At 72.1% G+C, this 20,475-nt stretch carries 18 protein-coding genes; 11 read left to right on the top strand and 7 right to left on the bottom strand.

Features of this window, described 5'->3' with window-relative positions:
• Positions 1-71: 71 nt before the first annotated feature.
• Positions 72-3,899: a TIR domain-containing protein gene (locus tag ACG83_RS13210; RefSeq protein ID WP_083473186.1), complete on the bottom strand. Its 3,828-nt coding sequence runs from the start codon at positions 3,897-3,899 to the stop codon at positions 72-74.
• Positions 3,900-4,576: 677 nt separating this feature from the next.
• Between ACG83_RS13210 and ACG83_RS13205 the strand changes: the two genes are divergently transcribed.
• Positions 4,577-6,922: a serine/threonine-protein kinase gene (locus tag ACG83_RS13205; protein ID WP_054566390.1), complete on the top strand. Its 2,346-nt coding sequence runs from the start codon at positions 4,577-4,579 to the stop codon at positions 6,920-6,922.
• Positions 6,923-6,956: 34 nt separating this feature from the next.
• Here ACG83_RS13205 and ACG83_RS13200 read toward each other — a convergent pair whose 3' ends face one another.
• Positions 6,957-7,772 (bottom strand): helix-turn-helix transcriptional regulator, encoded by an 816-nt coding sequence (locus ACG83_RS13200; RefSeq protein WP_054566389.1) that lies wholly within the window; start codon positions 7,770-7,772, stop codon positions 6,957-6,959.
• Positions 7,773-8,169: 397 nt separating this feature from the next.
• Between ACG83_RS13200 and ACG83_RS13195 the strand changes: the two genes are divergently transcribed.
• The 3 genes from ACG83_RS13195 to ACG83_RS13185 all read left to right on the top strand — a co-directional run bounded on the left by ACG83_RS13195 (position 8,170) and on the right by ACG83_RS13185 (position 10,397).
• On the top strand, positions 8,170-8,631 hold the full coding sequence (locus ACG83_RS13195; protein WP_054566388.1) for a hypothetical protein: 462 nt from the start codon (positions 8,170-8,172) through the stop codon (positions 8,629-8,631).
• A 113-nt stretch (positions 8,632-8,744) separates the two neighbouring features.
• Complete coding sequence (locus ACG83_RS13190; protein ID WP_054566387.1) at positions 8,745-9,272, top strand: ester cyclase; 528 nt, start codon at positions 8,745-8,747, stop codon at positions 9,270-9,272.
• 120 nt (positions 9,273-9,392) lie between these two features.
• Positions 9,393-10,397: a cyclopropane-fatty-acyl-phospholipid synthase family protein gene (locus ACG83_RS13185; RefSeq protein WP_200931311.1), complete on the top strand. Its 1,005-nt coding sequence runs from the start codon at positions 9,393-9,395 to the stop codon at positions 10,395-10,397.
• Positions 10,398-10,587: 190 nt separating this feature from the next.
• Here ACG83_RS13185 and ACG83_RS13180 read toward each other — a convergent pair whose 3' ends face one another.
• Both ACG83_RS13180 and ACG83_RS13175 read right to left on the bottom strand, forming a co-directional pair.
• A complete protein-coding gene (locus ACG83_RS13180; RefSeq protein ID WP_054566386.1) occupies positions 10,588-11,373 on the bottom strand; it encodes an ABC transporter permease subunit in 786 nt (261 codons plus the stop codon).
• Entirely contained in the window at positions 11,370-12,338 is a 969-nt protein-coding gene (locus tag ACG83_RS13175) for an ATP-binding cassette domain-containing protein (protein ID WP_054566385.1), read from the bottom strand. The genes ACG83_RS13180 and ACG83_RS13175 overlap by 4 nt, the downstream gene beginning before the upstream one ends.
• 364 nt (positions 12,339-12,702) lie before the next feature.
• Between ACG83_RS13175 and ACG83_RS13170 the strand changes: the two genes are divergently transcribed.
• On the top strand, positions 12,703-14,172 hold the full coding sequence (locus ACG83_RS13170) for a sensor histidine kinase (RefSeq protein WP_054566384.1): 1,470 nt from the start codon (positions 12,703-12,705) through the stop codon (positions 14,170-14,172).
• Positions 14,169-14,882: a response regulator transcription factor gene (locus tag ACG83_RS13165; protein WP_235497858.1), complete on the top strand. Its 714-nt coding sequence runs from the start codon at positions 14,169-14,171 to the stop codon at positions 14,880-14,882. The genes ACG83_RS13170 and ACG83_RS13165 overlap by 4 nt, the downstream gene beginning before the upstream one ends.
• A gap of 188 nt (positions 14,883-15,070) precedes the next feature.
• Here the strand turns inward: ACG83_RS13165 and ACG83_RS13160 are convergent, their stop codons facing one another.
• On the bottom strand, positions 15,071-15,328 hold the full coding sequence (locus tag ACG83_RS13160) for a hypothetical protein (protein ID WP_054566383.1): 258 nt from the start codon (positions 15,326-15,328) through the stop codon (positions 15,071-15,073).
• Positions 15,325-15,525 (bottom strand): hypothetical protein, encoded by a 201-nt coding sequence (locus tag ACG83_RS13155; protein WP_054566382.1) that lies wholly within the window; start codon positions 15,523-15,525, stop codon positions 15,325-15,327. Before ACG83_RS13155 ends, ACG83_RS13160 begins: the two co-directional genes overlap by 4 nt.
• Positions 15,526-15,685: 160 nt before the next feature.
• Between ACG83_RS13155 and ACG83_RS13150 the strand changes: the two genes are divergently transcribed.
• Genes ACG83_RS13150 through ACG83_RS13130 form a run of 5 tightly spaced genes read left to right on the top strand, consistent with a single transcriptional unit; the run spans position 15,686 to position 20,243 of the window.
• On the top strand, positions 15,686-16,333 hold the full coding sequence (locus ACG83_RS13150; RefSeq protein WP_054566381.1) for a hypothetical protein: 648 nt from the start codon (positions 15,686-15,688) through the stop codon (positions 16,331-16,333).
• The gene (locus ACG83_RS13145) at positions 16,330-16,872 is read left to right on the top strand and encodes a hypothetical protein (RefSeq protein WP_054566380.1); all 543 of its coding nucleotides are present in this window, start codon (positions 16,330-16,332) and stop codon (positions 16,870-16,872) included. The genes ACG83_RS13150 and ACG83_RS13145 overlap by 4 nt, the downstream gene beginning before the upstream one ends.
• Positions 16,869-18,269 carry a hypothetical protein gene (locus ACG83_RS13140; protein WP_054566379.1) on the top strand — a complete coding sequence of 467 codons (1,401 nt, stop codon included), beginning with the start codon at positions 16,869-16,871 and terminating at the stop codon, positions 18,267-18,269. The genes ACG83_RS13145 and ACG83_RS13140 overlap by 4 nt, the downstream gene beginning before the upstream one ends.
• A 1-nt stretch (position 18,270) precedes the next feature.
• Positions 18,271-19,485, top strand: a complete 1,215-nt coding sequence (locus ACG83_RS13135) for a cytochrome P450 (RefSeq protein ID WP_054566378.1) — start codon at positions 18,271-18,273, stop codon at positions 19,483-19,485.
• Positions 19,482-20,243, top strand: a complete 762-nt coding sequence (locus ACG83_RS13130) for a hypothetical protein (RefSeq protein WP_054566377.1) — start codon at positions 19,482-19,484, stop codon at positions 20,241-20,243. Before ACG83_RS13135 ends, ACG83_RS13130 begins: the two co-directional genes overlap by 4 nt.
• Here the strand turns inward: ACG83_RS13130 and ACG83_RS13125 are convergent.
• Positions 20,240-20,452, bottom strand: a complete 213-nt coding sequence (locus tag ACG83_RS13125) for a hypothetical protein (protein ID WP_054566376.1) — start codon at positions 20,450-20,452, stop codon at positions 20,240-20,242. The genes ACG83_RS13130 and ACG83_RS13125 overlap by 4 nt on opposite strands.
• Positions 20,453-20,475 lie beyond the last annotated feature (23 nt).

Here is a 20,475-nt window from a genome sequence, read left to right as displayed (position 1 = left end):
CGCACCAGCCGCACAAGGGGCAACCCGCATCGCCGATCTGGTCGGCGGATTCCGGTCCCGGCTGTCCATGGCTATAGAGCGCTGGTCGGGCAGGTGTTCCGAAACGGTTCGCCAGGCAGGTAGCGGAGCCACTCCTGTTCGTCCAGGCCGCGACCGGCACGTTGGCAGGCTATCTTGATCGCGTCGCTTCGCAGGTCTTGAAGCACGCCTACGTCCCACAGCCGCGACGCATTCCCGTAGCCACCGATGGCGAGCAGCCCGTCCGGGCCGAATTCCACCGCGTAGTCCGGGTACTTCCCCGTAAGGATCGAGTCGATGGGGTGAAGGGGGCTGCCGAGCCGGCGAGGATTGGCCGGGTCGCTCGTATCCCACAACCGTATCGGGCCTTCGTCACCGGCCGCCAGCAGCCCGTCCGGGCCGAATGCCACCGTGTGGACAATGCCCGCGCCAAGGGGGTCGCCGAGGGGGCGGGGACCGGCCGGGTCATGGATGTCCCACAGCTGTAGCTGGCCTTCGGAACTGCCGGTGGCGAGCAGCCCGTCCGGACCGAACGCCACCGCGGCCAGGCCGGTGTGGCCGGGGAGATCGCTGAGGGGGCGGGGACTGGCCGGGTCGCTGGTGTCCCACAGCCGCATGATGCTGTCGGAGTGATCGGTAGCGAGCAGTCCATCCGGGCCGAACGCCACCCTGGAGTACGGACCGGTGTGTTCAAGGGGGCCGCCGAGCGGGTGGGGTTTGGTGGGGTCGCGGATGTCCCACAGCCGCGCCGGGCCATCGCTACCGGTGGCGAGCAGCCCGTCCGAGCCGAACGCCACCGTTCTGACCTTGTAGGTTCCGCCGCCCAGGTCACCGAGCGGGTGGGGTTCGGTGGGGTCGGCGGTGTCCCAGAGTCGCACCGTGCCGTCGTCGCCGCCCGCGGCGAGCAGCCCGTCCGAGCCGAACGCCACCGTCCTGACCTCGTGGGTTTCGCCGCCCAGGTCACCGAGCGGGTGGGGTTCGGTGGGGTCGGCGGTGTCCCAGAGCCGCACCGTGCCGTCGTCGCCGCCGGTGGCCAGCAGCCCGTCCGGACCGAACGTCATCGTTCTGACAGGGCCGGTGTGGCCGGTGAGAAGGTAGTCGTGCGGGTGGGGTTCGGTGGGGTCGGCGGTGTCCCAGAGCCGCACCGTGCCGTCGTCGCCGCCCGCGGCGAGCAGCCCGTCCGGACCGAACGCCACAGCGGTTACCGTGCCGGCATGGCGAAGGTCGCAGAGGAGGCGAGGCGCGGCCGGGCCGCGGGTGTCCCACAGCTGTAACAGGCCCTCGACACCGCCCCCGGAGGCGGTGGCGAGCAGCCCGTCCGGACCGAACGCCACCGCGTTCAAATGGCCTTCGTGGTCGGTGAGGGGGTCACCGAGCGGGCGGGGTTCGGTCGGGTCGCGGATGTCCCACACCTGCACCATGCCGTCGTCGCCGCCGCCGGCGGCCAGCTGCCCATCCGGACCGAACGCCACAGTCGAGACCGGCCTGGTGTGGGCGAGTGGGGCGCCGAGCTGGCGGGGTTTGGCGGGATCGCTGGTGTCCCACAGCCGCACCGTACCCTCCGCGCCGCCGGTGGCCAGCAGCCCGTCTGGACCGAACGTGGTCGCGGACAGGAAGGTGTGGCCGGTGAGGAGGTCGCCGAGCGGGCGGGGTTTGGTGGGGTCACGAGTGTCCCAGAGCCGCACCGTGCCGCCGTACCCACCGGTGGCCAGCAGGCTGCCCGGACCGGACGCCACCCCGTAGACCGGGCCGACGTTCACGGCGACTGTTGTACGAAGGTACGGGGTGGCGGCGAGGGTCTGCAGGAGGTTGCCGCGGATACGAGCCCGCTGGCCCTCGGGCGCGATGTCGTGGGCCGCGACGGCGAGGCGCATCGCGGCGGTCGGGTCAGTATCGCGGGCATTGTCGGCGAGGGTGAGCAGGCGGTCGGCGACCGCGGTGCGCCGACGGTCGTCAGCGGTCTGGCTTTGCAGGTAGCTGGTGATTCCGAGACCCGTGGCGACCACGAGCAGGATGGCCAGGGTGGCGAAGGCGGCGGTGAGGCGGCGGCGGGCATGGCGGCGGCTGCTGATCAGGAACAACCGGGCCATGGGTGTGAGGTCGTCACGGGCAAGAAGGCCGAGGGCGGAGTCAGCTCGGCTGTAGCCCCACAACTGGCCCGCCGGGCGGCCGGCCTGCTGCCAATCAGCCGCTGCGGTCTCGGCCTGAGCGCGCTGGCGTAGCCGGTTCGTGTCGTCGGCGATCGTCTGGGCCAGCGGTGGCCAGGCGGTTAACAGCCGCTCGTGGGCGATCTCCATGGTTACCGGCCCGCCAGGGGTGGTGTCGAGGACGAGAAGCCGGCGCGTGACGAAAGGAACCAGCGAGGCGCGAGTGATGTCGGGAAGCTGGTCCAACCGGATGCGCCGGCGGACGGGTCGCCCATCAGAGTCGACGGTGACCAGTCGCAGGAGCCCGGCCAGGATCTCCTGCCGGGTGCGGTGGGTGGCCTGCGCCGCAGCGGCGAGAGCGGCATCGGCGTGCTCGACGAGCGCTCCCTGGACCCCGCCGATCTGCTCGTACAGACCTCCCGAGAGCACATGCGTACCCGCGGCCTGCGCGGCGAGATGAAGACGCTGGAGGGTATAAGCGAGCAACGGCAGGGCGTGGCCGTCGCCGGTGTCGGCGACCATCCGTGCCACCAGCTCATCGTCGATGTACAACCCGGACATTCGCGCCGGCTCGGCGATCACCAGCGGAAGCAGGTCCCTCGACAGCGGCATGACCGTCTCGGCCGGCACCAGCAGTCCCGTGGACGCGGTGGCCTCGAGAAGAGAGTCGAGGTACTCCGAGCGCAGCGTCGCCACCACCCGCACCCGGCCCAGGTCCGCGGCCGCCAGTAGGGCCAGGAACCGGTCCCGTTCGCCGGGGCTGGCCCGCACGAGCAACTCCTCGGCCTGGTCGACGACCAGCAGCAGCCACCTCGCCCGGCCCGTCGCGGCGAGCAGCTCGGAGGCGAGCTGGCTGATCTCGCCGCGGTCCTCCAACCTACGGGCGAGTGTCCTGGCGTCCCATTCCAGGCCGTGCCGCCGACCGGCTTCAGCCAGTACCACCGCCAGTGCTGTGACCGGCCGGTCGCCGGGCGCCATTGGCAGTGTCACCAGCCAGTCCGCCTCCTCGGCGAGCCTCGGGACCAGCCCGGCGGCAACCAGCGACGACTTCCCGCATCCTGACGGCCCTACCACCACCATCAGCCCGCCCGACTCGGCCTGCGCGACCAGCCGGTCCGCCAAACGGCGGCTCTCCGCCTCCCTGCCCCGGAAAACTCCTGCCCGGCTAGCCCCAAACGCTGCCAGGCCCGGAAATGGTGACAGCCGCGGCTCCCCACCGAATGTGCCATGTGGGCCGGGGAAGCGGGGAGCGGCGCTGGCCGGGAAGGCCGGCGCGGTGCCCGGCTTCCGCCGTCCGGCAGCCGCCGCGCCTAGCAGACGCTTGCGGGCCGTCTCGTCATCCAGGCCGAACAGGTCCAATCCGATCAGCGGGCGCAGCAGCTCGGGCCGCGGGCAGTCCTCCAGCCGCACCACCACCAGCCGCCGCTCCGCGCCGGTTGGATCGGCCGCCCACACTGCCTGCAGCGTCGCGGTATCCGCCGCTGACATCAGATACGCCAACGAAAGCAGCGCCAACGTCCGCGCGGATATCGAGATCGCCCGCTGGGTCTCCTGCACGAGATTCGACCCGGCGCCGAAGTCCCAGGCCCGTAGTATCACGCGGTAACCGGCAGCTTCCAGCTGCCAGCCGACCCATTCCGCCCATGCCTGGTCCGACGCCGCATACGACACGAAGAAATCGACAGCATCATCGGCCCGCATGACGGCCGACGACTCTCCCTCCGGGACCGCCATTCGCACAGACTGCCACATTACGGTGCACAGAGGAACTGCTTCTAGATCAACTCTGACTCACTTTCGGTGGTGACGGAGTGTGGTCTCTGGTGAGGCGTGGCGGTAGAAGGCAGCCGAGCCGCCCGGTTATGGCGCCGCGCCGGGCCATGGATCTGTGTGATGAAACCACAGGTCAGCGTTGGCAGGCAGGGGCGAGGCAGAACCACCGACCTTCCGTTTCCCAGGCCGAATCCATCGGCATTTCAACATCCGCGGACGTACATTTTCGTGCGCGGAAGGCCTCCGATGTACGCACCAGTTCGCCCGCGTCGCCATACCTCAGCGAGACGACGACCGGAGATTTCGGCGGCTGCGGGACGCTTCCGCCGGCCCCACAGCCGCCGGAGGGCCGGTGTCAGCGTCGGCGCGCCGCCCCTGCCTGCGAACTGGCGCGCGACCGCCCGGGCGCGCCGCGTCTAGCCGACTGTCGGATCAGGACACGCCCGGCGGACCAGCACGGACCAGTCCGCCGAGCCAGCCCGGCGGTACCAGCACGGCGGACTGGGCCTGTCGACCGGCCCAGTGTTTCTCGCCGGGCAGGGAAAGGCCGGGAGGCATACTGGGAACAGCGTCCCGACCGTCACATTCGAGTCAGAGCCGGGTGGCGGAGCAGCGGCTGATGGAGGTGCGAAGCGCTGATGGCGGACGTCCCGTCCCACGTGACGCCGCTGGAAGCCACCGACCCGGAGCGGATCGGCCGTTACCCGCTCGCCGGGCGGCTGGGCACCGGTGGAATGGGCACCGTCTATCTGGGCCACACCGAGGACGGTCGGCCGGTGGCGGTGAAGGCGATCCGGCGCGAGTTCGCCCAGGAGCCGGCGTTCCGAGCCCGGTTCCTGCGCGAGGCGCAGGCGGCGCGGCGGGTGGCACGGTTCTGCACCGCCGAGGTGCTCGACGTCAACACCGAGGGCTCCGAGCCGTACCTGGTCACCGAGTTCATCGACGGCCCGAGCCTGTCAGCGCACGTGCGTGAGCACGGACCGTTGCCGCCGCCGGAGCTGGAACGGCTCGCGGTCGCGGTCGCGAGCGCGCTGACCGCGATCCACAGCGCGAACCTGATCCACCGGGACCTCAAGCCCGGCAACATCCTGCTGTCCCCCTCCGGCGCCCGGGTCATCGACTTCGGGATCGCCCGGGCGTTGGAGAACACCACGATGCACACCCGCGAGGGCGGCATCGTGGGTACCCCGGCGTTCATGTCCCCCGAACAGGCCCTGGGGCATCCGCTGACCCCCGCCGCCGACATCTACGCCTGGGGTGGCGTGATCCTCTACGCGGCGACAGGCCGAATGCCGTACGGCGAGGCCGCCACCCCGGTGGTCCTGTACCGGGTGGTGCACGACGAGCCCGACTTCAGCGGGATGGACTCCGCGATGCTGGCGCTGGTCCGGCAGGCGATGAGCAAGGATCCCGCTGCCCGGCCCACCGCCGGGGCGCTGCTGCTGCGTCTCGCCGAGGGGGTTTCCCCGTCCGATCCGGGGTCCGGTCGGGGGATGCCGCCGCTGGGTGCGGCGACCCTGGTCCCGGCCGCACCCGCCCCGAGAACACCGGCTCCGCCGAGCGTCCCCCCGCTGTCCCAGCCCCCGCCCGGCCGCACCCCGCAGACTCCCGCCGGACCATCGGAGCCGGCGGGGACGTCCAGTCCCCCACCCGAGGACCGGGACCCCGCGAGGACGTCCGATCTCCCGCCCGGGGCCTGGTCCGGCCCCGCGGGGGCGCCCGGTCCTCCGCCCGGAACCTGGAATCCGTCGGGGCCGTCGCCCGCACCGACCGCACCGACCGCAGGGCCGGCGCGGGGGACGCACCGGCCGGTGGCGGTGCTGCTGACCGCGCTCGGCTCGCTGGTGCTGCTCGCCGCCGTCGTGACGACGTCGCTGCTGCTCGGCCCGCTTCGTCCGGGCAGCGGCGAGGACGATCCCGGCGCCGGCGGCGGGGATGGCGGCACGCTGACCGCCACCCCGGCGGGGGCGTCCACCGCCACGCCGGCCGGTGGTCCGGTCACGCTCGCCGACTACCGGGGCCGGGTCGCCGTCGAGATCACCGACGAGCTGCGCCGCCGCGGGCTGGAGGTGCGGACGACGACGCAGGTGAGCGGTACGACCGGGCGGGGACTGGTGCTGGGCACCGAGCCCGCCGCCGGCCAGAAGGTGTCACCCGGCGGCACCGTCACGCTGGCGGTGGGCGACGGGTCGCTGCCCGAGGCGGCGGGCTGGCGGGTGTTCAAGCGGTACGCGGCCGACAGCTCCACCAACGTCAGTCCGATCGTCGTCGTGGACCCGACCGGCAACGAGCGGCTGCTGGGTCTCGGGGACAACCCCGTCCTGTCGCCGGACGCGAGCCGGGTCGCCTACACCAACGCCGACGGCGAGATCACCAGCGTACGTACCGACGGCACCGACTCCCGGCAGGTCAGCGACGAGCCGGATGGTTCGTCCGACAGCCCGGCCTTCTCCCCGGACGGCGGCACCATCGCCTACGCACGCAACATCGGCGGCGTGTACGCGGTGAACGCGGACGGCAGTGGCGACCGCCGCCGGCTGGCCACCGTGTCCGACGCCTACGAGCTGGCCTGGTCGACGTCGAACCAGATCGTGCTGCGCCGCGGCGACGACCAGTCGATCTACGTCCTGTCGGTGGGCGACGGCGACCTGCGGAAGCTGGCCGGCTCACCGGTGCCGGGCGCAGGTGCCGTGGAGCCGGCGTGGTCGCCGGACGGCGGCACGGTCGCGTTCGGAGTGTCCACCGGCGGCGGCATCTACCTGGTGAACGCGGATGGTTCCGGGCTGCGGCAGGCGGCCGGGCCCGGCTCCTGGCATCCGAGCTGGTCACCGCAGGGCGCCCTCGTCTACGTCCAGGACGGCGGTGCCGCCAGGTTCTTCGGCGCGAACGGCACCATGCGGATGATGAACCCGGACGGGACCGGCGACCGCCAGCTCGACGGCAGGCTCGCCAGCGGCCCCGTGCGCTGGGCGACCGCGCCGTAGCCCTTCCCGCGGGTCAGGCGGGCACCAGCTTGAATCACGCGGGTCTGGCGGGCACCGGCTCGACCGTCCCACGCACCACCGCGACAACGGCGGCCCGGCTCTGCAGGCCGAGCTTGCGGTAGATCTGCTCCAGGTGCTTGTGGACGGTGCGCGGACTGATGCCCAGCACACGGGCGATCTCGCGGTCACCGATCCCCTCGGCGAGCTGGTCCACCACCTCGCGCTCCCGGGGCGTCAGCGCCGCGAGTCGGCCGGCGGCCCGGTCGGCCACCGCCGCGTGGCGCCGGGCGTCGCGCAGTGCGACGGTCAGCCGGGAGAGCCGCTCGCGTTGCGCGACGGCCTGGCAGACCAGCGGCGAGGCCAGGTCGAGCAGCTCCCGGGCCCGCCCGGAGAAGCCCCGCCGGGACCGGTTGAACACCAGCAGGGTGCCCTGGTGACGTCCGACCGCGACGATGTTCAGCAGCTGGTCGTGGGTCTCGCGAGGGCGGTAGAAATCGGTGTAGATCGGCAGGTTGCGCAGGGACCGCAGGTCGGCGAGGTCGGTGAGGGCCACCGAGCTGGCCGTTCGCAGCCGCCGCTGCCGGTGGGCGACGAACGCCGGATGCTGCCCGAGCACCGCGGCGAAGTCGGGTGACTCGCTGAGGTCGGAGTTCGCCGGCTCGACGACCGTCGCCACCAGCTGCCGGGTGCGGTGATCGACCCGACAGTAGGACGCCGAGTCGCAGCCGATCATGTCGGCCATCCGGGACAGCACCGGGCTCGGCAACTCCGCTCCGGCCTCGCTTCCGTGCAGCAGACGAACCATGTCGAGCAACTCCAACAGGTCTTTCCTGGTGGCTTCCGCCGGCATGCCCGCTCCTCGCCTCGGCCGGCCCCGAACCGAAGGCCGAGGCGGGTTCCCCGCGGCCAGCATCGCGCGCGCTCCTTTTTCGTGTGCCATGATTGTCCGGCAGCCGACATAATGCTTTCCGATGATCCTTTTCCATCTCACGGCCGTCGAACGCGATCGCCGCAGGTCAGGACCGACGACGGAAAAGGATCAGTCGTGCCGCCGACAGCGCCAGAGAGATTTTCCTGCTTACTTCCGCCCGGCCGTCCTCCGGCCTCCCGCTACGCACAAGTGCGTATTTTCGAGCCGCCTGCCGAACTGGTTATCTGACGTCGACGCAATCAGCCGCCACATCCGGAACCTCCAGAAGATTCCGGTAGTACACGGTGTGGCGCTTTTGAGAAAGAGGTCGACCAAGATGTCTCGTTCCCTGGTTACCCGTTCCCGTCTCGTCATCGCCGCGTCCGCCCTGGCCGTCACCGGCGCGCTCGGCGGAACCGCGCTCGCCGCCGCCGCCGACGGCGCGCCGGACAACGTCGCGGACCCGTCGCGGGCCGCCGTGAGCGCGCCGACCGCGGACGCGCTGCCGATCGATGCGCACCGCTTCGCGGTGATCGACTCGGGCGGCGCTGTTGTCCGGAGCAGCGCCGGTGTCACCTCCGGGCTCACCGCCGCGCAGAACGTCGAGGTGCTCTTCGACCGCGACATCCGCAGCTGCGCCTACACGGCGTCCATCGGCGGACGGGCGAACGACGTGCCCCCACCCGGGTTCATCACCGTGTCGCAGCGGGCCGGGAAGGCCAACGGCGTGTTCGTGGCGATGCGCAACCCCGACCAGTCCAAGGCCGTCCTGCCGTTCCACCTCACCGTCACCTGCTGACAACCGCCAGCGGGGCGTCCCCTCGGACCGACCCGACGGGACGCCCCCGCCCCGGTCGCAGCACCACCCCAGCCACCGCGTTCCTTCTCAGGTACTCAGATACGAGGTGACCCATGGACACCGCAGTCTCCTCCGGGACGGCACTCGCGCTCCGCTCGATCGAGATCATGGCTGGCGGCGACTTCGACGACTTCACCGAGGTCGTGCACCCCCTCGCCACCAACCGGGAGGGTGTGGACGAGCCGCCGGACGCCCGCGGCCAGGGCCCGCGGGCCTTCCACGCGACCGCCCTGTGGCTGCGTGCGGCCTACGCCGACCTGCACTGGCAGATCCACGACACGGTGGAGCGGGGCGACCTCGTCGTGGTGCACTGCACCATGAGCGGCCGCCACGCCGGACCGTTCGTCGCCTACGACGCCAACGCGCGGATCGAGCGGGTCTTCCCGCCGACCGGACGGACCTTCGCCACCACCCAGACCCACTGGCTGCGCCTGCGCGACGGCAAGGTCATCGAGCACTGGGCGAACCGCGACGACCTGGGCACCGCCGCCCAGCTGGGCTGGATCCCGCCGACGCCGCTCTACCTGCTCCGGTGTGCCCTGGCCACCCACCGGGCCCGCAGGTCGACGTCCGGCGCCTGACCCGCACGGCCCACCGGTGGGCACCAGCAGGCCACCGGGCGCCGCGACGGCCCGCCACGGCCGCCCGCCGCGACCGCCGCGGGCCGTCGGCACGACCGATCCAGCCGCCGGAAAACGAGGATGACAGACCAGAACCGCGCAGGCAGAATCCCCCAGGCAACCCCCAGCCAGGAAAGGACGAACACAGCCGAGATGGCCGACGAGGACGAGGCAGGAAACGCCGGTGGGACAGGCGACCCCGGTGGGGCAGGCAACCCCGGTGGAACAGGAAACCGGAGTGAGGGAACAGCCGGCGAACGGCTGCGCTCGGCGCGGTTTCCCCGCAGCTCCCGCTATCACCCGGACTGGATTGCCGGCGCGGTCAGCGGCGGCGCGAACTCGCTGTGGCTGACCGAATGGCTCACCGAGGCCCTCGACCTGCGGCCCGCTCTGCGGGTTCTCGACCTCGGCTGCGGCCGTGGGGCGTCGTCCGTCTTCCTGGCCCGGGAATTCGGGGTGCAGGTCTGGGCCACCGACCTGTGGTTCGGCCCGGACGAACGCCTGGCCCGCATCCGTGACGCCGGTGTCGAGGACGCCGTGTTCCCACTGCGCGCCGACGCCCGTTCACTGCCGTTCGCCACCGGCTTCTTCGACGCCGTGGTCAGCATCGACTCGTTCGTCTACTACGGCACGGACGACCTGTACCTGAACTACCTTTCCCGGTTCGTCCGGACGGGCGGCGTGATCGGTATCGCCGGTGCCGGGCTCGTCGACGAGTTCGATGGTCCGGTACCGGACCATCTGCGCGCCTGGTGGGAGCCGAGCATGGCCTGCCTGCACTCCGCGGCCTGGTGGCGACGCCACTGGGAACGCAGCGGCGTCGCACACGTCACCGTCGCCGACACCATGCCGGACGGCTGGCTGCGCTGGCTCGACTGGCACCACACCATCAACCCCGACAACACCGTGGAGATCGACGCACTCACCGCCGATCAGGGCCGCCACCTCGGCTACGTCCGCGCCGTCGCGCACCGCCGCCCCGACGCGACCCCCGACGAGCCGATCGCCGACATCCCGCTGGCCTACACCGCCCACCCTCTCCTCCGCGACGACCCGCCGCCCGCCGACGCCGTCAGCAGGCGGTAGGCCAGCCCGCGCCACCGTGGATCCCAGGTACCTGGGCGCGGACCGCGTCCAGTACCTGCTTTCACCGAGATCCGCTTTCGCCGAGACCCGCCAGTACGCCCGCCAGGCCCGCCACGCCCGTCCGGAGAGCCAGACAGGCGTGGCGGTGGACACGCGCTGGAGATCTGCGGGGGACGTTCAACGGCCTGGTTCAGGACACCTCGCGCCGGGCGGTGCGCAGCAGGCCGAGACCGAGCGGCAGCGCGATCCAGATCAGCATCGACGTCACGAACCTGGCCGCGTTGTCGCCGAGCGTTCCGTCGAGCAGCCAGGCCATGCTCTGCGTCGGGTCGAGCCACTCGCCGATCTCGGCCAGCGCACCCACCGCGATGATGTTCCAGACCGTCGGCAGAACGTAGAGCAGGACGACCGCCGCCGCCGTGTTGTGCAGCACCGCGCCGAAGGCCATCCCCGAAAGCATGTTCAGCAGCACGAACGGAATGAGGCCGAGCAGCGGCCCGGTCCCGTCCGGGTTCGCGACGTCGCGGCCGATGCCCTCGGCCAGTGCGATCGACGCGAAGCCGACCAGCAGCGCGAACAGCCCGGCGAGCAGGCCGAGCAGGAGCCCCGCAGCGATCTTCGCCCGCAGCACTCGGCCGCGCCTCGGTTCGAGGGTGTAGGTGACCAGCACCGTCCGCTGCGTCCACTCGGTGGTCAGCGCGAGAACGGACGTCACCGGCAGCAGCAGGGCCGACGCGAGCGCCGGGAAGGACAGGTAGCTCGCCTGGGTCTGGTCGATGTCGTCGGGGAAGCCGAGCGGAATGGCCGTCGCCGCGACCGCGAGCAGCGCGGAGGCGGCGATCAGCCAGCGCGCGGAGCGGGTGTTGACGGTCTTGGCCCACTCGACGCGCAGCAGGCGAGCGAACGCAATGCCGTCCACCGGGCTGGCCGGCGTGGCGTGCCTCGACCGGCCGCCGCTGACAGTCGCGCTGGTCATCGGGTCACCTCCGCCGGCGACGCCGGCATGTCGCCGGCCGGGCGGCCCGTGCCGCCGGGCGCGCCGCCGGCACGGGTCAGGGAGAAGAACAGGTCCTCGATGCCGGTCCGGTCAGCCTGGCGCAGCTCAAGCAGGACGAGCCCGTGGGACGCGGCGAGCCGGGCGATCGACTCGGCATCAACGCCGCTCGCCGCCGGGGCACTCGTGTCGACGACGGTGCTGCCGTCCTCGTGGACGACGTGCGGCAGGCCGGCTTCGAACAGGACCCGCGCGAGCGCCCGCGGGTCGGTGGCTCGCAGCACGAGCCCGGCCGAGGAGAGCAGCTCGTCGAGCGAGCCGGCGGCCACGACCCGCCCGCCCCCGACGACGACCAGGCGGTCGACCGTCGCCTGGACCTCGCCGAGCAGATGGCTGGAGAGCAGCACCGTTCCGCCGTCGGCCGCGAACGACCGCAGCAGGGTCCGCATCCAGGCGATGCCCTCCGGGTCGAGCCCGTTCGCCGGCTCGTCCAGGATCAGCACCTCGGGTTCGCCGATCATGGCCTGGGCGATCCCGAGGCGCTGGCGCATGCCGAGTGAGTAGGTCCCGACCCGGCGGTCGGCGGCGCCGCGCGGCAGGCCGACTTCCTCGAGCAGGTCGTCGGCGCGGGAGGGAGGCATGCCGATGAGGTCGGCGGTCAGGCGCAGCGTGGCGCGCCCGGTGCGGCCGGGGTGGACGGCTGCCGCGTCGAGCAGCGTGCCGACCTTGCGGGCCGGGTTCCGCAGCTGGGTGAACGGAAAGCCGGCGACAGTGGCGTAACCGGAGTCGGGGCGCGTCAGGCCCGTGATCATGCGTACTGTCGTCGACTTCCCCGCACCGTTCGGGCCGAGGAAGCCGGTGATGGTGCCCGGCTCGCAGCTGAATGACACGTCCGCGACGGCGGTCTGGCTGCCGTAACGCTTGGACAGTGACTGGACTGAAATCATGACCCGGATGTTGGTGGTGAGGCGGCGCTCGCCACATCGGCCGAACCGCTACGGTTCGGCGACGAAAGGACATCCCGCGGCAGCGTTTTCGCTGGTTCTTACGGTCAGTCTGACCGGAACGAGGTCACCGAAAGCCCGCGGGCCGAGGTGGAACCGCCTGCCAGCCCAGGCCCGGCGCGCCGGGAATGGCGCCGTGACCTGCCAGAACGAGGGTTGGGACCGTCGAATAGACGATCGGCACGGTGCCACCGACGATAGTCGTAGCCACCCTTCGCCCTTGGTTGGCTGTCGGCGTGGTGTCGGAACCTCCTACGCTTGGCCGATGGCGGAGCGGTCAGCAGCAGGCACGGAAGAATCGGAAGGCGTGGTCGCGGGCTCGGTCGACGATGTCGACGATGTCGACGATGTCGACTTTCCGGCGCTGGTTCCCGCGTCGCTGCTGCCCGACCGGGGCGCCGTGCGGTCCGGCCACTGGTCGCGCTGGCGGACGGTGCACCGTTCGGGTCGCGACTGGCTGGTCGACGTCGCGGTGTTCGTGCTCTCCGCCGGCCTCGGCGGGCTTTTCCTGTACTCGGCGCTGCAGTCCGAAGCCGAGCCGGTGACAGCGCCTCAGCTGGTCGTCGACGTGGCCTTGGGCGGCCTGTCCTGCTGCGCGCTCTGGCTGCGCCGACGCTGGCCGGTGCGGATCGCCGTCGCCATCGGGTTGGTCGTCACGCTTTCCGCGGCCGCCGCCGTGGCGTCGGTGGTCGCGGTGTTCACCGTCGCGGTCCACCGCCGGGCCAATGTGCTGGCGGGCGTCATCGCGCTGCACCTGTTGGCCGGTGTCGGCTATGGCCTCTACCGGCCGTCCGCCGATTCCTCCCTGTGGGTCGACCTCTTCTTCACCGCCCTGATCATTTCGGCGGTCGCGGCCTGGGGGATGCTGGTCCGCGCCCGCCGGCAGCTCGTGCTGTCGCTGCGCGAACGCGCCCAACGCGCCGAGGCCGCCCAGCGCCTGCGCGCCGAGCAGGCCCGAAGCGCCGAGCGCGCTCGTATCGCCCGGGAGATGCACGACGTCCTCGCCCACCGGATAACCATGGTCGCGCTGCATGCCGGTGCCCTCGAGATCAGCAGCGACCTGCCGTCCGAGCAGGTCGGGGCGACGGCCGGGGTGATTCGCGGCGCCGCCCGTCAGGCACTGGAGGAGCTCAGAGAGGTCATCGGGGTGCTGCGGTCCGACAGCCGCGGCGGGCCGGAGACCGCGCCGCGTGTTCCGCAGCCGACCCTCGCGGACGTGTCGCACCTGGTCGCCGAGGCGCGACACGCCGGTCTGCGAGTCGAGACGTCGATCGACGTGGGGTCGCCCGGCAAGGCGCCTGGTTCGCTCGGACGAGACGCCTACCGCATCGTGCAGGAGGCGCTGACCAACATCGGCAAGCACGCTCCCCGCGCGGTGGCGACCGTCAGCCTCGTCGGGCGGCCGGGCGAGGGCCTACGGGTGCTGGTCAGCAACGAGCTGCCCGCGCCGGCACTCCGGACTCCGCCGGCTTTCGCGGCACTGTCACCCTCGGCACTGTCACCCGCTGCGCTGACACCCTCGGCGCTGTCCGCGTCCGGCCCGTCCGCGTCCGGCCCGTCCCCGTGCGGCCCGTCCCCCGGGCCGGGTGCGAGTCTGGCGCCGTCGGTGTCGGCAACGAAGGCCGTCGGCCCCACGGCCGCCCCAGCTCTGCCCGGCGCCGGAGCGGGCTTGACCGGTCTGGCGGAACGCGTGTCGCTGTCCGGCGGGACACTTACCTGCGGCCCCACCGCCGAGGGAACCTTCGTCGTCGACGCGAGGCTGCGGTGGCCTCGGTGAACGGCGCGCCGCCCGAGCCCGACCTCGTCGCCGGCTCGGCGCCTCCCGAAGCTCGCGGGCCCGTCCGGGTCCTGCTGGTGGATGATGACCCGCTGGTTCGCGCCGCGCTGCGAATGATCCTCGCCACCGCCGCCGACGTTGTCGTGGTGGGCGAGGCCGCGGACGGTGGCGACGTCGTCGCGGCCGCGAACGCCCACCGTCCGGACGTCGTCCTGATGGACGTGCGGATGCCGGGCGTGGACGGTATCGCCGCGACCGAGCGGGTGCGCGCTCTGCCCCGGCCGCCGCAGGTCATCGTCCTCACCACCTTCCACCTCGACGACTACGTGTTCGCAGCGCTGCGTGCCGGTGCCAGCGGATTTCTCCTCAAGGACAGCCCGCCGACCGAGATCCTGCAGGCGGTGCGCACCGTCGCGGATGGCGCGGCGATGCTGTCGCCAGCCGTGACCCGCACGTTGATCGAGCGGTTCGCGGACAACCCGGTCGACACCCGCCGAACCGATGCGATGCGCCGGCTCGACGGCCTGAGCGAGCGGGAGCGCGAGGTGGCCACCGAGGTCGGCCACGGGCTGTCGAACGCGGAGATCGCCGCCAAGCTGTACATGAGCGAAGCGACCGTGAAGGCGCACGTGTCGCGGCTGCTGACCAGGCTCGGCGCGGCGAACCGAGTCCAGATCGCGATTCTGGTGCACAACGCCGGCGCGATCTGAAGGTTCGCTGCCCGGTCGGGAGTCCGGGCCCGGCGCGGCCTGGTGCCCCTGAGAACCGTGCAGACGCTGCGCGCGACCGGGCGGCTGAGCTGACCCGAGCGGGACCCGCACAGTATGGATCTCGAAGAGGACCAGCTCAACACCGGTGACCGAACCCTGGAGCTCCCCGTGGGTCGTGCGTCGGCCGGTCAGGTCGGGCGTGCGGTCGCGGCGTCGCAACGCCTCCTGAAGAAGAAGCTGGTGGCCCGGTCGCCCTGCTCCGGCGCGAATGCGACCAGCTCCCAGCCGTCCGCGCCGAGCCGGTCCAGGCCGTGGATGAGGTCCACGCAGCGGAACTGCTCGCCAGCCGCGGTCGTGGCCACCCAGCGCGCCCCCTTCCCGCCCGGCCAGCCGGGCTGGACGAGGCGGAGCTGCGCGTGCGCCCAGACGCCAGCGGCCGCGCTCACCGCCGCTTCCCCGACGGCTCCCCCTGCCGCTCCCCCGACGCGGCGGCGAGCCGGCTCAGCAGATAGCAGACCGCGGCGGCGGAGGCGTAGCCGCGGAAGTACGGCGACGCCACCCAGCGGAATCCGATGACGCTCGACGCGACGGCGAAAAATGCCGATCCGCCGAGTGCTAGCCGTTCGACCCGTATACGGTTCATTCGTTCCCAACCAACTCGGAATCGTTTTCTTCGAAAGGTCTGGCGAAATCCGGCATCCAGCCCGTCGAACTGTCCAGCACCCGACATCCGAGTGGCATTCAAGGACCGTACCGCGTACCTTCTCGTCTTGCGATTCCGCCGACAGAAAAGGGTACCCGAGGTGACCGTCTCCGAGCCTGGAACAGCCGTCGGGACCGGCGCCGGCAACATCGACGGGCAGGCCGTCGGGACCGCCACCGGCACCGGCGCCGGCAACATCGACGGGCAGGCCATCGCCATCACCGTCTTCAGCACGGTGAAATGGTGGGGAAAGCTTTGGCTTCCTATTCTTTTCACCACCTTGCGGCTGATCCCGCCGCTGACCCGAGATCTGCGGAAGCTGTCGTTCATCCACTTTGCCAGGTGGACGCTGATCCGCGAGCTGCCCGCGAACGGCGACACCGCGCCGCGGACCCGGCTCCGCTACCCGCATCTGTTCTTCGAGAGCAACTTCAATGACGGGTGGGAGGAGTACATCGACGCCTTCTCCTACGTGCTGACGCGCGGCATGAGCCTCTTCTGGGCCAGTTCGTACGGCTTCCCCGGTGCGCTCCCGACCGGTCCGTTCAAGGACTACATCCACCGCAACGAGCTCGAAGCCGCCCACTACTACTCGGCCTATCCGGAGGCGACGGCGACAATGGTGCAGAAAGCCCTGGCGTTGGCGCCCGCGGTCGCCGACTTCGCCGAGCGGGCCGGGCGGCTGTCGCCGGCGGAGTTCGAGGGCGCCTGGTCGGCGTTCCTCACCGACGCCCAGGACCTGCTGTGAGGGCGCGGCCGGCGCAGGCGAGCCCGGTCACCGTCCTCACACCGATCGTGCCGGGCGAGCGGGACGCGCTGGAGAGCTACCTGACGGGGCTGAGTTCCGCGCCCGGCGGGAGCCCGCTGGCGCGGGTACCGGGCACACACTTCGCCCGCTGGGTGATCGTCCCCGACTTCGTGACGGACCCGAAGCAGCCCGCTCCCGACCCGCTCGGCTCTCCTCACCTGCTGTTCACCAGCAACGTCGACGGGTCCGCGGACGACTACCTCGCCGCCGTCGCGGACACGCTGACCGCCGAGGCGCCCGAGATCTGGGGCCGGTGTGTCGGCTGCCCGCGGCCGGCCGCCGGCGCGGGGCTCGCGCGCTACCTGCGGCACAACGCCATCGGCACCGGTCTGTTCTTCGCCGCCTACCCGCGCGCGACGGTGCAGGCGGTGACGGCGGCGCTGGACGTGCACGACCGCCTCGTCCGCCTGCTCGTCGACACCCAGCTCGCCGGCCCGGCAGCGATCCGCGCGGCCTTCCTGAAGGAGTTCCGGCCATGACGATCGCCACCCCCCGGATCCGGCGGACGCCGCCGGTGCCCGATCTCGCCGACATCCAGGGCGGGATCCTGCGTGCCTACGGGAACGACTACTCGCGCACGACCTACCTCTTCGTGAACGTGGATGAGACGCGGGCCGGGCAGCGGTGGCTCGGCCGTCTCGTGGACGACGTCACCAGCGCCCGGCCGTGGACCGCGGGCAAGCCCGCGACCACACTGAATGTCGCCCTCACCTATGCCGGGCTGCGCGCCCTCGGCCTTTCCGCCGAGCTGCTCGCGACGTTCTCGGACGAGTTCCGCGCCGGGATGGCGGCGCGCGCGGCCCAGCTCGGCGACGTCGGCACGTCCGCGCCCGAACACTGGGACACCCACGACAGGGCGCATGTGATTCTCATCGTCAACGCGCTGAGCGAGGACGACCTGACCGGCCGGCTCGCCGACCTGCGGGCCGATCTCAGCCGGTACGAGGGCCTTTCCCTGGTGCACGAGGAACACGCGAGCCTGCTGCCCGGAGTGCGCGAGCACTTCGGTTTCGCGGACGGCTTCGCCCAGCCCGCGGTGGAGGGCGTCACCGACGAGAAGGCACCCGGCGGCGGCGTGCTGGACAAGGACGGCTGGCGCGGCCTCGCCCTCGGCGAGTTCGTTCTCGGATATCCGGACGAGTCCGGCCGGGACGGCGACGGTCAGGATCTCCCGAGCGCCCCCGCCGGCCCGCTCGGGCGCAACAGCACCTACGGCGTGTGGCGCAAGCTGGAGCAGGACGTCGCGCTCTTCCGGGAGACGCTGCGCACGTCCGCGGCGGCCTTTCCCGGCGGCGACGAGGAGAAGCTCGCCGCCAAGATCGTCGGGCGTTGGCGCAACGGCACGCCGATCGTGCTCTCCCCCGACGGCCCGGCGGCCGACTTCCGCGGGAACGATCCGGGTGCCAACGACTTCCTCTACCACGACGTGGACGCGGACGGCCGACTTTGCCCGCTCGGCGCCCACATCCGCCGCTGCAACCCGCGGGACTCGATCGGGTTCGGTGAGCTGCTGACCTTCCGGCACCGGATGCTGCGGCGCGGGGTGCCGTACGGGCCGCCCCTCCCCCCGGAGGCGACCGGGCCGGACGGCCAGGAACGCGGCCTGATCTTCGTCTGCTACGTCGCGAGCATCTCCCGGCAGTTCGAGAGTGTGCAGGTGCAGTGGCTGGAGGACGGGAACGTCTTCGGACTCGGCCATGACAAGGACTTCCTGATCCGCGGGCCGGCGGACGGCAGCGGGAAGATGACCGTGCCGGGCCAGCCGCCGTTCTTCCTCGGCCCGCAGCCGACGTTCGTGACGACCCGCGGCGGCCAGTACCTCTTCGTGCCCGGCATCACGGGGCTCGGCGCCGTGGCGGCCGGGACGGCGGGCTGACATGGGCACCGTCTCCCCTCGCCGCCGCGGGCTCGGCGACCTGCTCGGGGACCGTTCCGGCTGGGTGTTCGCCCTGCTGCGGCGGTTCCGCCCGATCCTGTCCGCCGGACCGTTCACGGTCGTCACCAGGTCCGACGACGTGCGTGAGGTACTCGGCGACCACGAGCACTTCACGGTCGCGCACTACACGCCGAAGATGGCCGAGATCACCGGCCCGTTCATCCTCGGGCTGGACGACACCGCGCTCTACCGGTACGACCACGCGGCACTGCGGGCCGTGATGCGCCGGGACGACGTGCCCGCCATCGGCCACGAGGTGCTCGCGGCCGCCCGCACCCGGGTCGCCGCCGCCGGCGCCGGTGAGCTCGACGTCGTCCGCGACCTCGCCGACCCGGTGCTCGACGGGATCGTCGCGAGCTACCTGGGCGCGCCCGGCCCGGACACCGCCACCCAGCTGCGGTGGGCTCGCGACCTCTTCGAGCACATCTTCCAGAATGCGTCGAACGACGCCGCCATCCGCGCGCGGGCGCTGGCCGACGCCGCCGAGATGCGGCCGCACATCGACGGGCTGATCGCGGCGAGGAAGGCGCGGCTCGCGACCGACGCCCCGGTACCGGACGACGTGCTCACCCGGCTGCTGCAGGCGAAGGAGCAGGACGGCGGCCTGCACGACCTCGCCATCCGGCACAACCTCATCGGCCTCATCACCGGCTGGATCCCGACGGTGTCGAAGGCGTTCGCGATGGTGGTGGAGGAGCTGCTGCGGCGGCCCGAAGAACTCGCCGCCGCACAGCGGGCGGCCCGCACGGGCGACCAGCAGCTGGTCGCCTCGTACGTCTTCGAGGCGCTGCGCTTCCGCCCGCAGACGTGGGCGCTGCTGCGGGTCTGCGCGGCCGACCGGGTGCTCGCGGCCGGGACCGGCCGGGAGACGGTTGTCCGGGCGGGCACCCGGGTGCTCGTCGCCACCCGATCGGCGATGTTCGACGGCTCGGTGGTGCCGGACGCCGGGCGCTTCCGACCGGGCCGGGCGTGGGGCGACTACCTGCACTTCGGGCACGGGCTGCACACCTGCTTCGGCCTGCAGATCAACCGGGTGCAGCTACCGGCGCTCGCCATGGCGCTGCTGGAGGGCGGCGACCTCGTCCGCGCCGGCGACCTGCGCTGGGATGGACCGTACCCGGCCGGCCTGCGGATCCGGCGGGCGGGCCGGTCGTGACCGAGGCGACGCTGGTCACGTTCCCGCCAAGCCTGGACAGCGAGTTCAGCCGGTTCCTGCTCGCCTACTACGGCCTCCCACACCGGGAAGAGCGGCACACGCTCGTCTTCTCCTCGCTCGTCACAATGCGGCGCGGCCATACGGTGCGTTTCCCGCTGCTGTCGGACGGCGGCGCCGAGCTCGCCACGGTCGCCGAGATGGTCGACCACCTGGAGGCGCGAACCGCGCCGGAACGGCGGCTGCGGCCGGACGACGCCGACCCGGCCGACCTGGCGGCCGACTGGAGGCTCTTCCACCGCACCCTCGCCAGCGCGACCACGGTCTTCGCCTACTACCACCTGCTGCCCCTGCGGCCGGTGATGGTGCACGCCCTCGGCGACGGCACGTCGGCGGTCGAACGCACCGCCGTCCGGGTGGGCTACCCGTTCTTCGCCGGCCTGCTGCGCGGGCTGCTCCGGCTGACGGCGACGAGGGAGCGGGCGGCCGCCGCGACCATCGGGACGGTGCTCGGGGCGGTCGGCGAGCGGCTCGCCGACGGCCGGCCGTACCTGTCCGGCGACCGCTTCACGCTGTCGGACCTGGCCTTCGCGGTGGCAGCCGCGCCAGTGGTCTGGCCGGACGAGTTCGGCGGCGCGATACCGCCGCTGCGGGACACCCCGCCGCCACTGCGCGCGATGATCGACGAGTCACGGCGGACCCCCGCCGGCGCGCATGCGCTGCGCGTCTTCCACACGCACCGCGACCCCCGACCGGGCTAGTAGCTGGCCATCGACGAAAGCCCCAGCTCGGCGGCCACGGCCCGCATCGTGAGCCCCGCGACGCCCACCCGGGCGATGCCCCTGGACGCCGCGACGACGACCTCCCGCTCGTTCAGGTCCGTCCGGCGCCGGCAGACGGCGCGGGTGTCGCGGGATCCAGTGCTCCTGACACGTCGATGCCAGTGCCGTAGCGCCGGCAAGGTTGGCACCCGAAGCCGTACTGACCGTCAGA

Source organism: Frankia sp. R43 (assembly GCF_001306465.1).
Classification (GTDB): Bacteria; Actinomycetota; Actinomycetes; order Frankiales; family Frankiaceae; genus Parafrankia; species Parafrankia irregularis.
The sequence above is the reverse complement of the archived record's forward strand: the minus strand, read 5'-3'. Positions and strand labels throughout refer to the sequence as shown.

Coding starts and splice junctions, on each gene's coding strand:
- ACG83_RS13140 (WP_054566379.1), top strand. CDS start 16,869: ATGACGATCGCCACCCCCCGGATCCGGCGGACGCCGCCGGTGCCCGAT.
- ACG83_RS13180 (WP_054566386.1), bottom strand. CDS start 11,373: ATGACCAGCGCGACTGTCAGCGGCGGCCGGTCGAGGCACGCCACGCCG.
- ACG83_RS13200 (WP_054566389.1), bottom strand. CDS start 7,772: ATGCCGGCGGAAGCCACCAGGAAAGACCTGTTGGAGTTGCTCGACATG.
- ACG83_RS13190 (WP_054566387.1), top strand. CDS start 8,745: ATGGACACCGCAGTCTCCTCCGGGACGGCACTCGCGCTCCGCTCGATC.
- ACG83_RS13135 (WP_054566378.1), top strand. CDS start 18,271: ATGGGCACCGTCTCCCCTCGCCGCCGCGGGCTCGGCGACCTGCTCGGG.
- ACG83_RS13205 (WP_054566390.1), top strand. CDS start 4,577: ATGGCGGACGTCCCGTCCCACGTGACGCCGCTGGAAGCCACCGACCCG.
- ACG83_RS13185 (WP_200931311.1), top strand. CDS start 9,393: ATGACAGACCAGAACCGCGCAGGCAGAATCCCCCAGGCAACCCCCAGC.
- ACG83_RS13175 (WP_054566385.1), bottom strand. CDS start 12,338: ATGATTTCAGTCCAGTCACTGTCCAAGCGTTACGGCAGCCAGACCGCC.
- ACG83_RS13195 (WP_054566388.1), top strand. CDS start 8,170: ATGTCTCGTTCCCTGGTTACCCGTTCCCGTCTCGTCATCGCCGCGTCC.
- ACG83_RS13210 (WP_083473186.1), bottom strand. CDS start 3,899: ATGGCGGTCCCGGAGGGAGAGTCGTCGGCCGTCATGCGGGCCGATGAT.
- ACG83_RS13155 (WP_054566382.1), bottom strand. CDS start 15,525: ATGAACCGTATACGGGTCGAACGGCTAGCACTCGGCGGATCGGCATTT.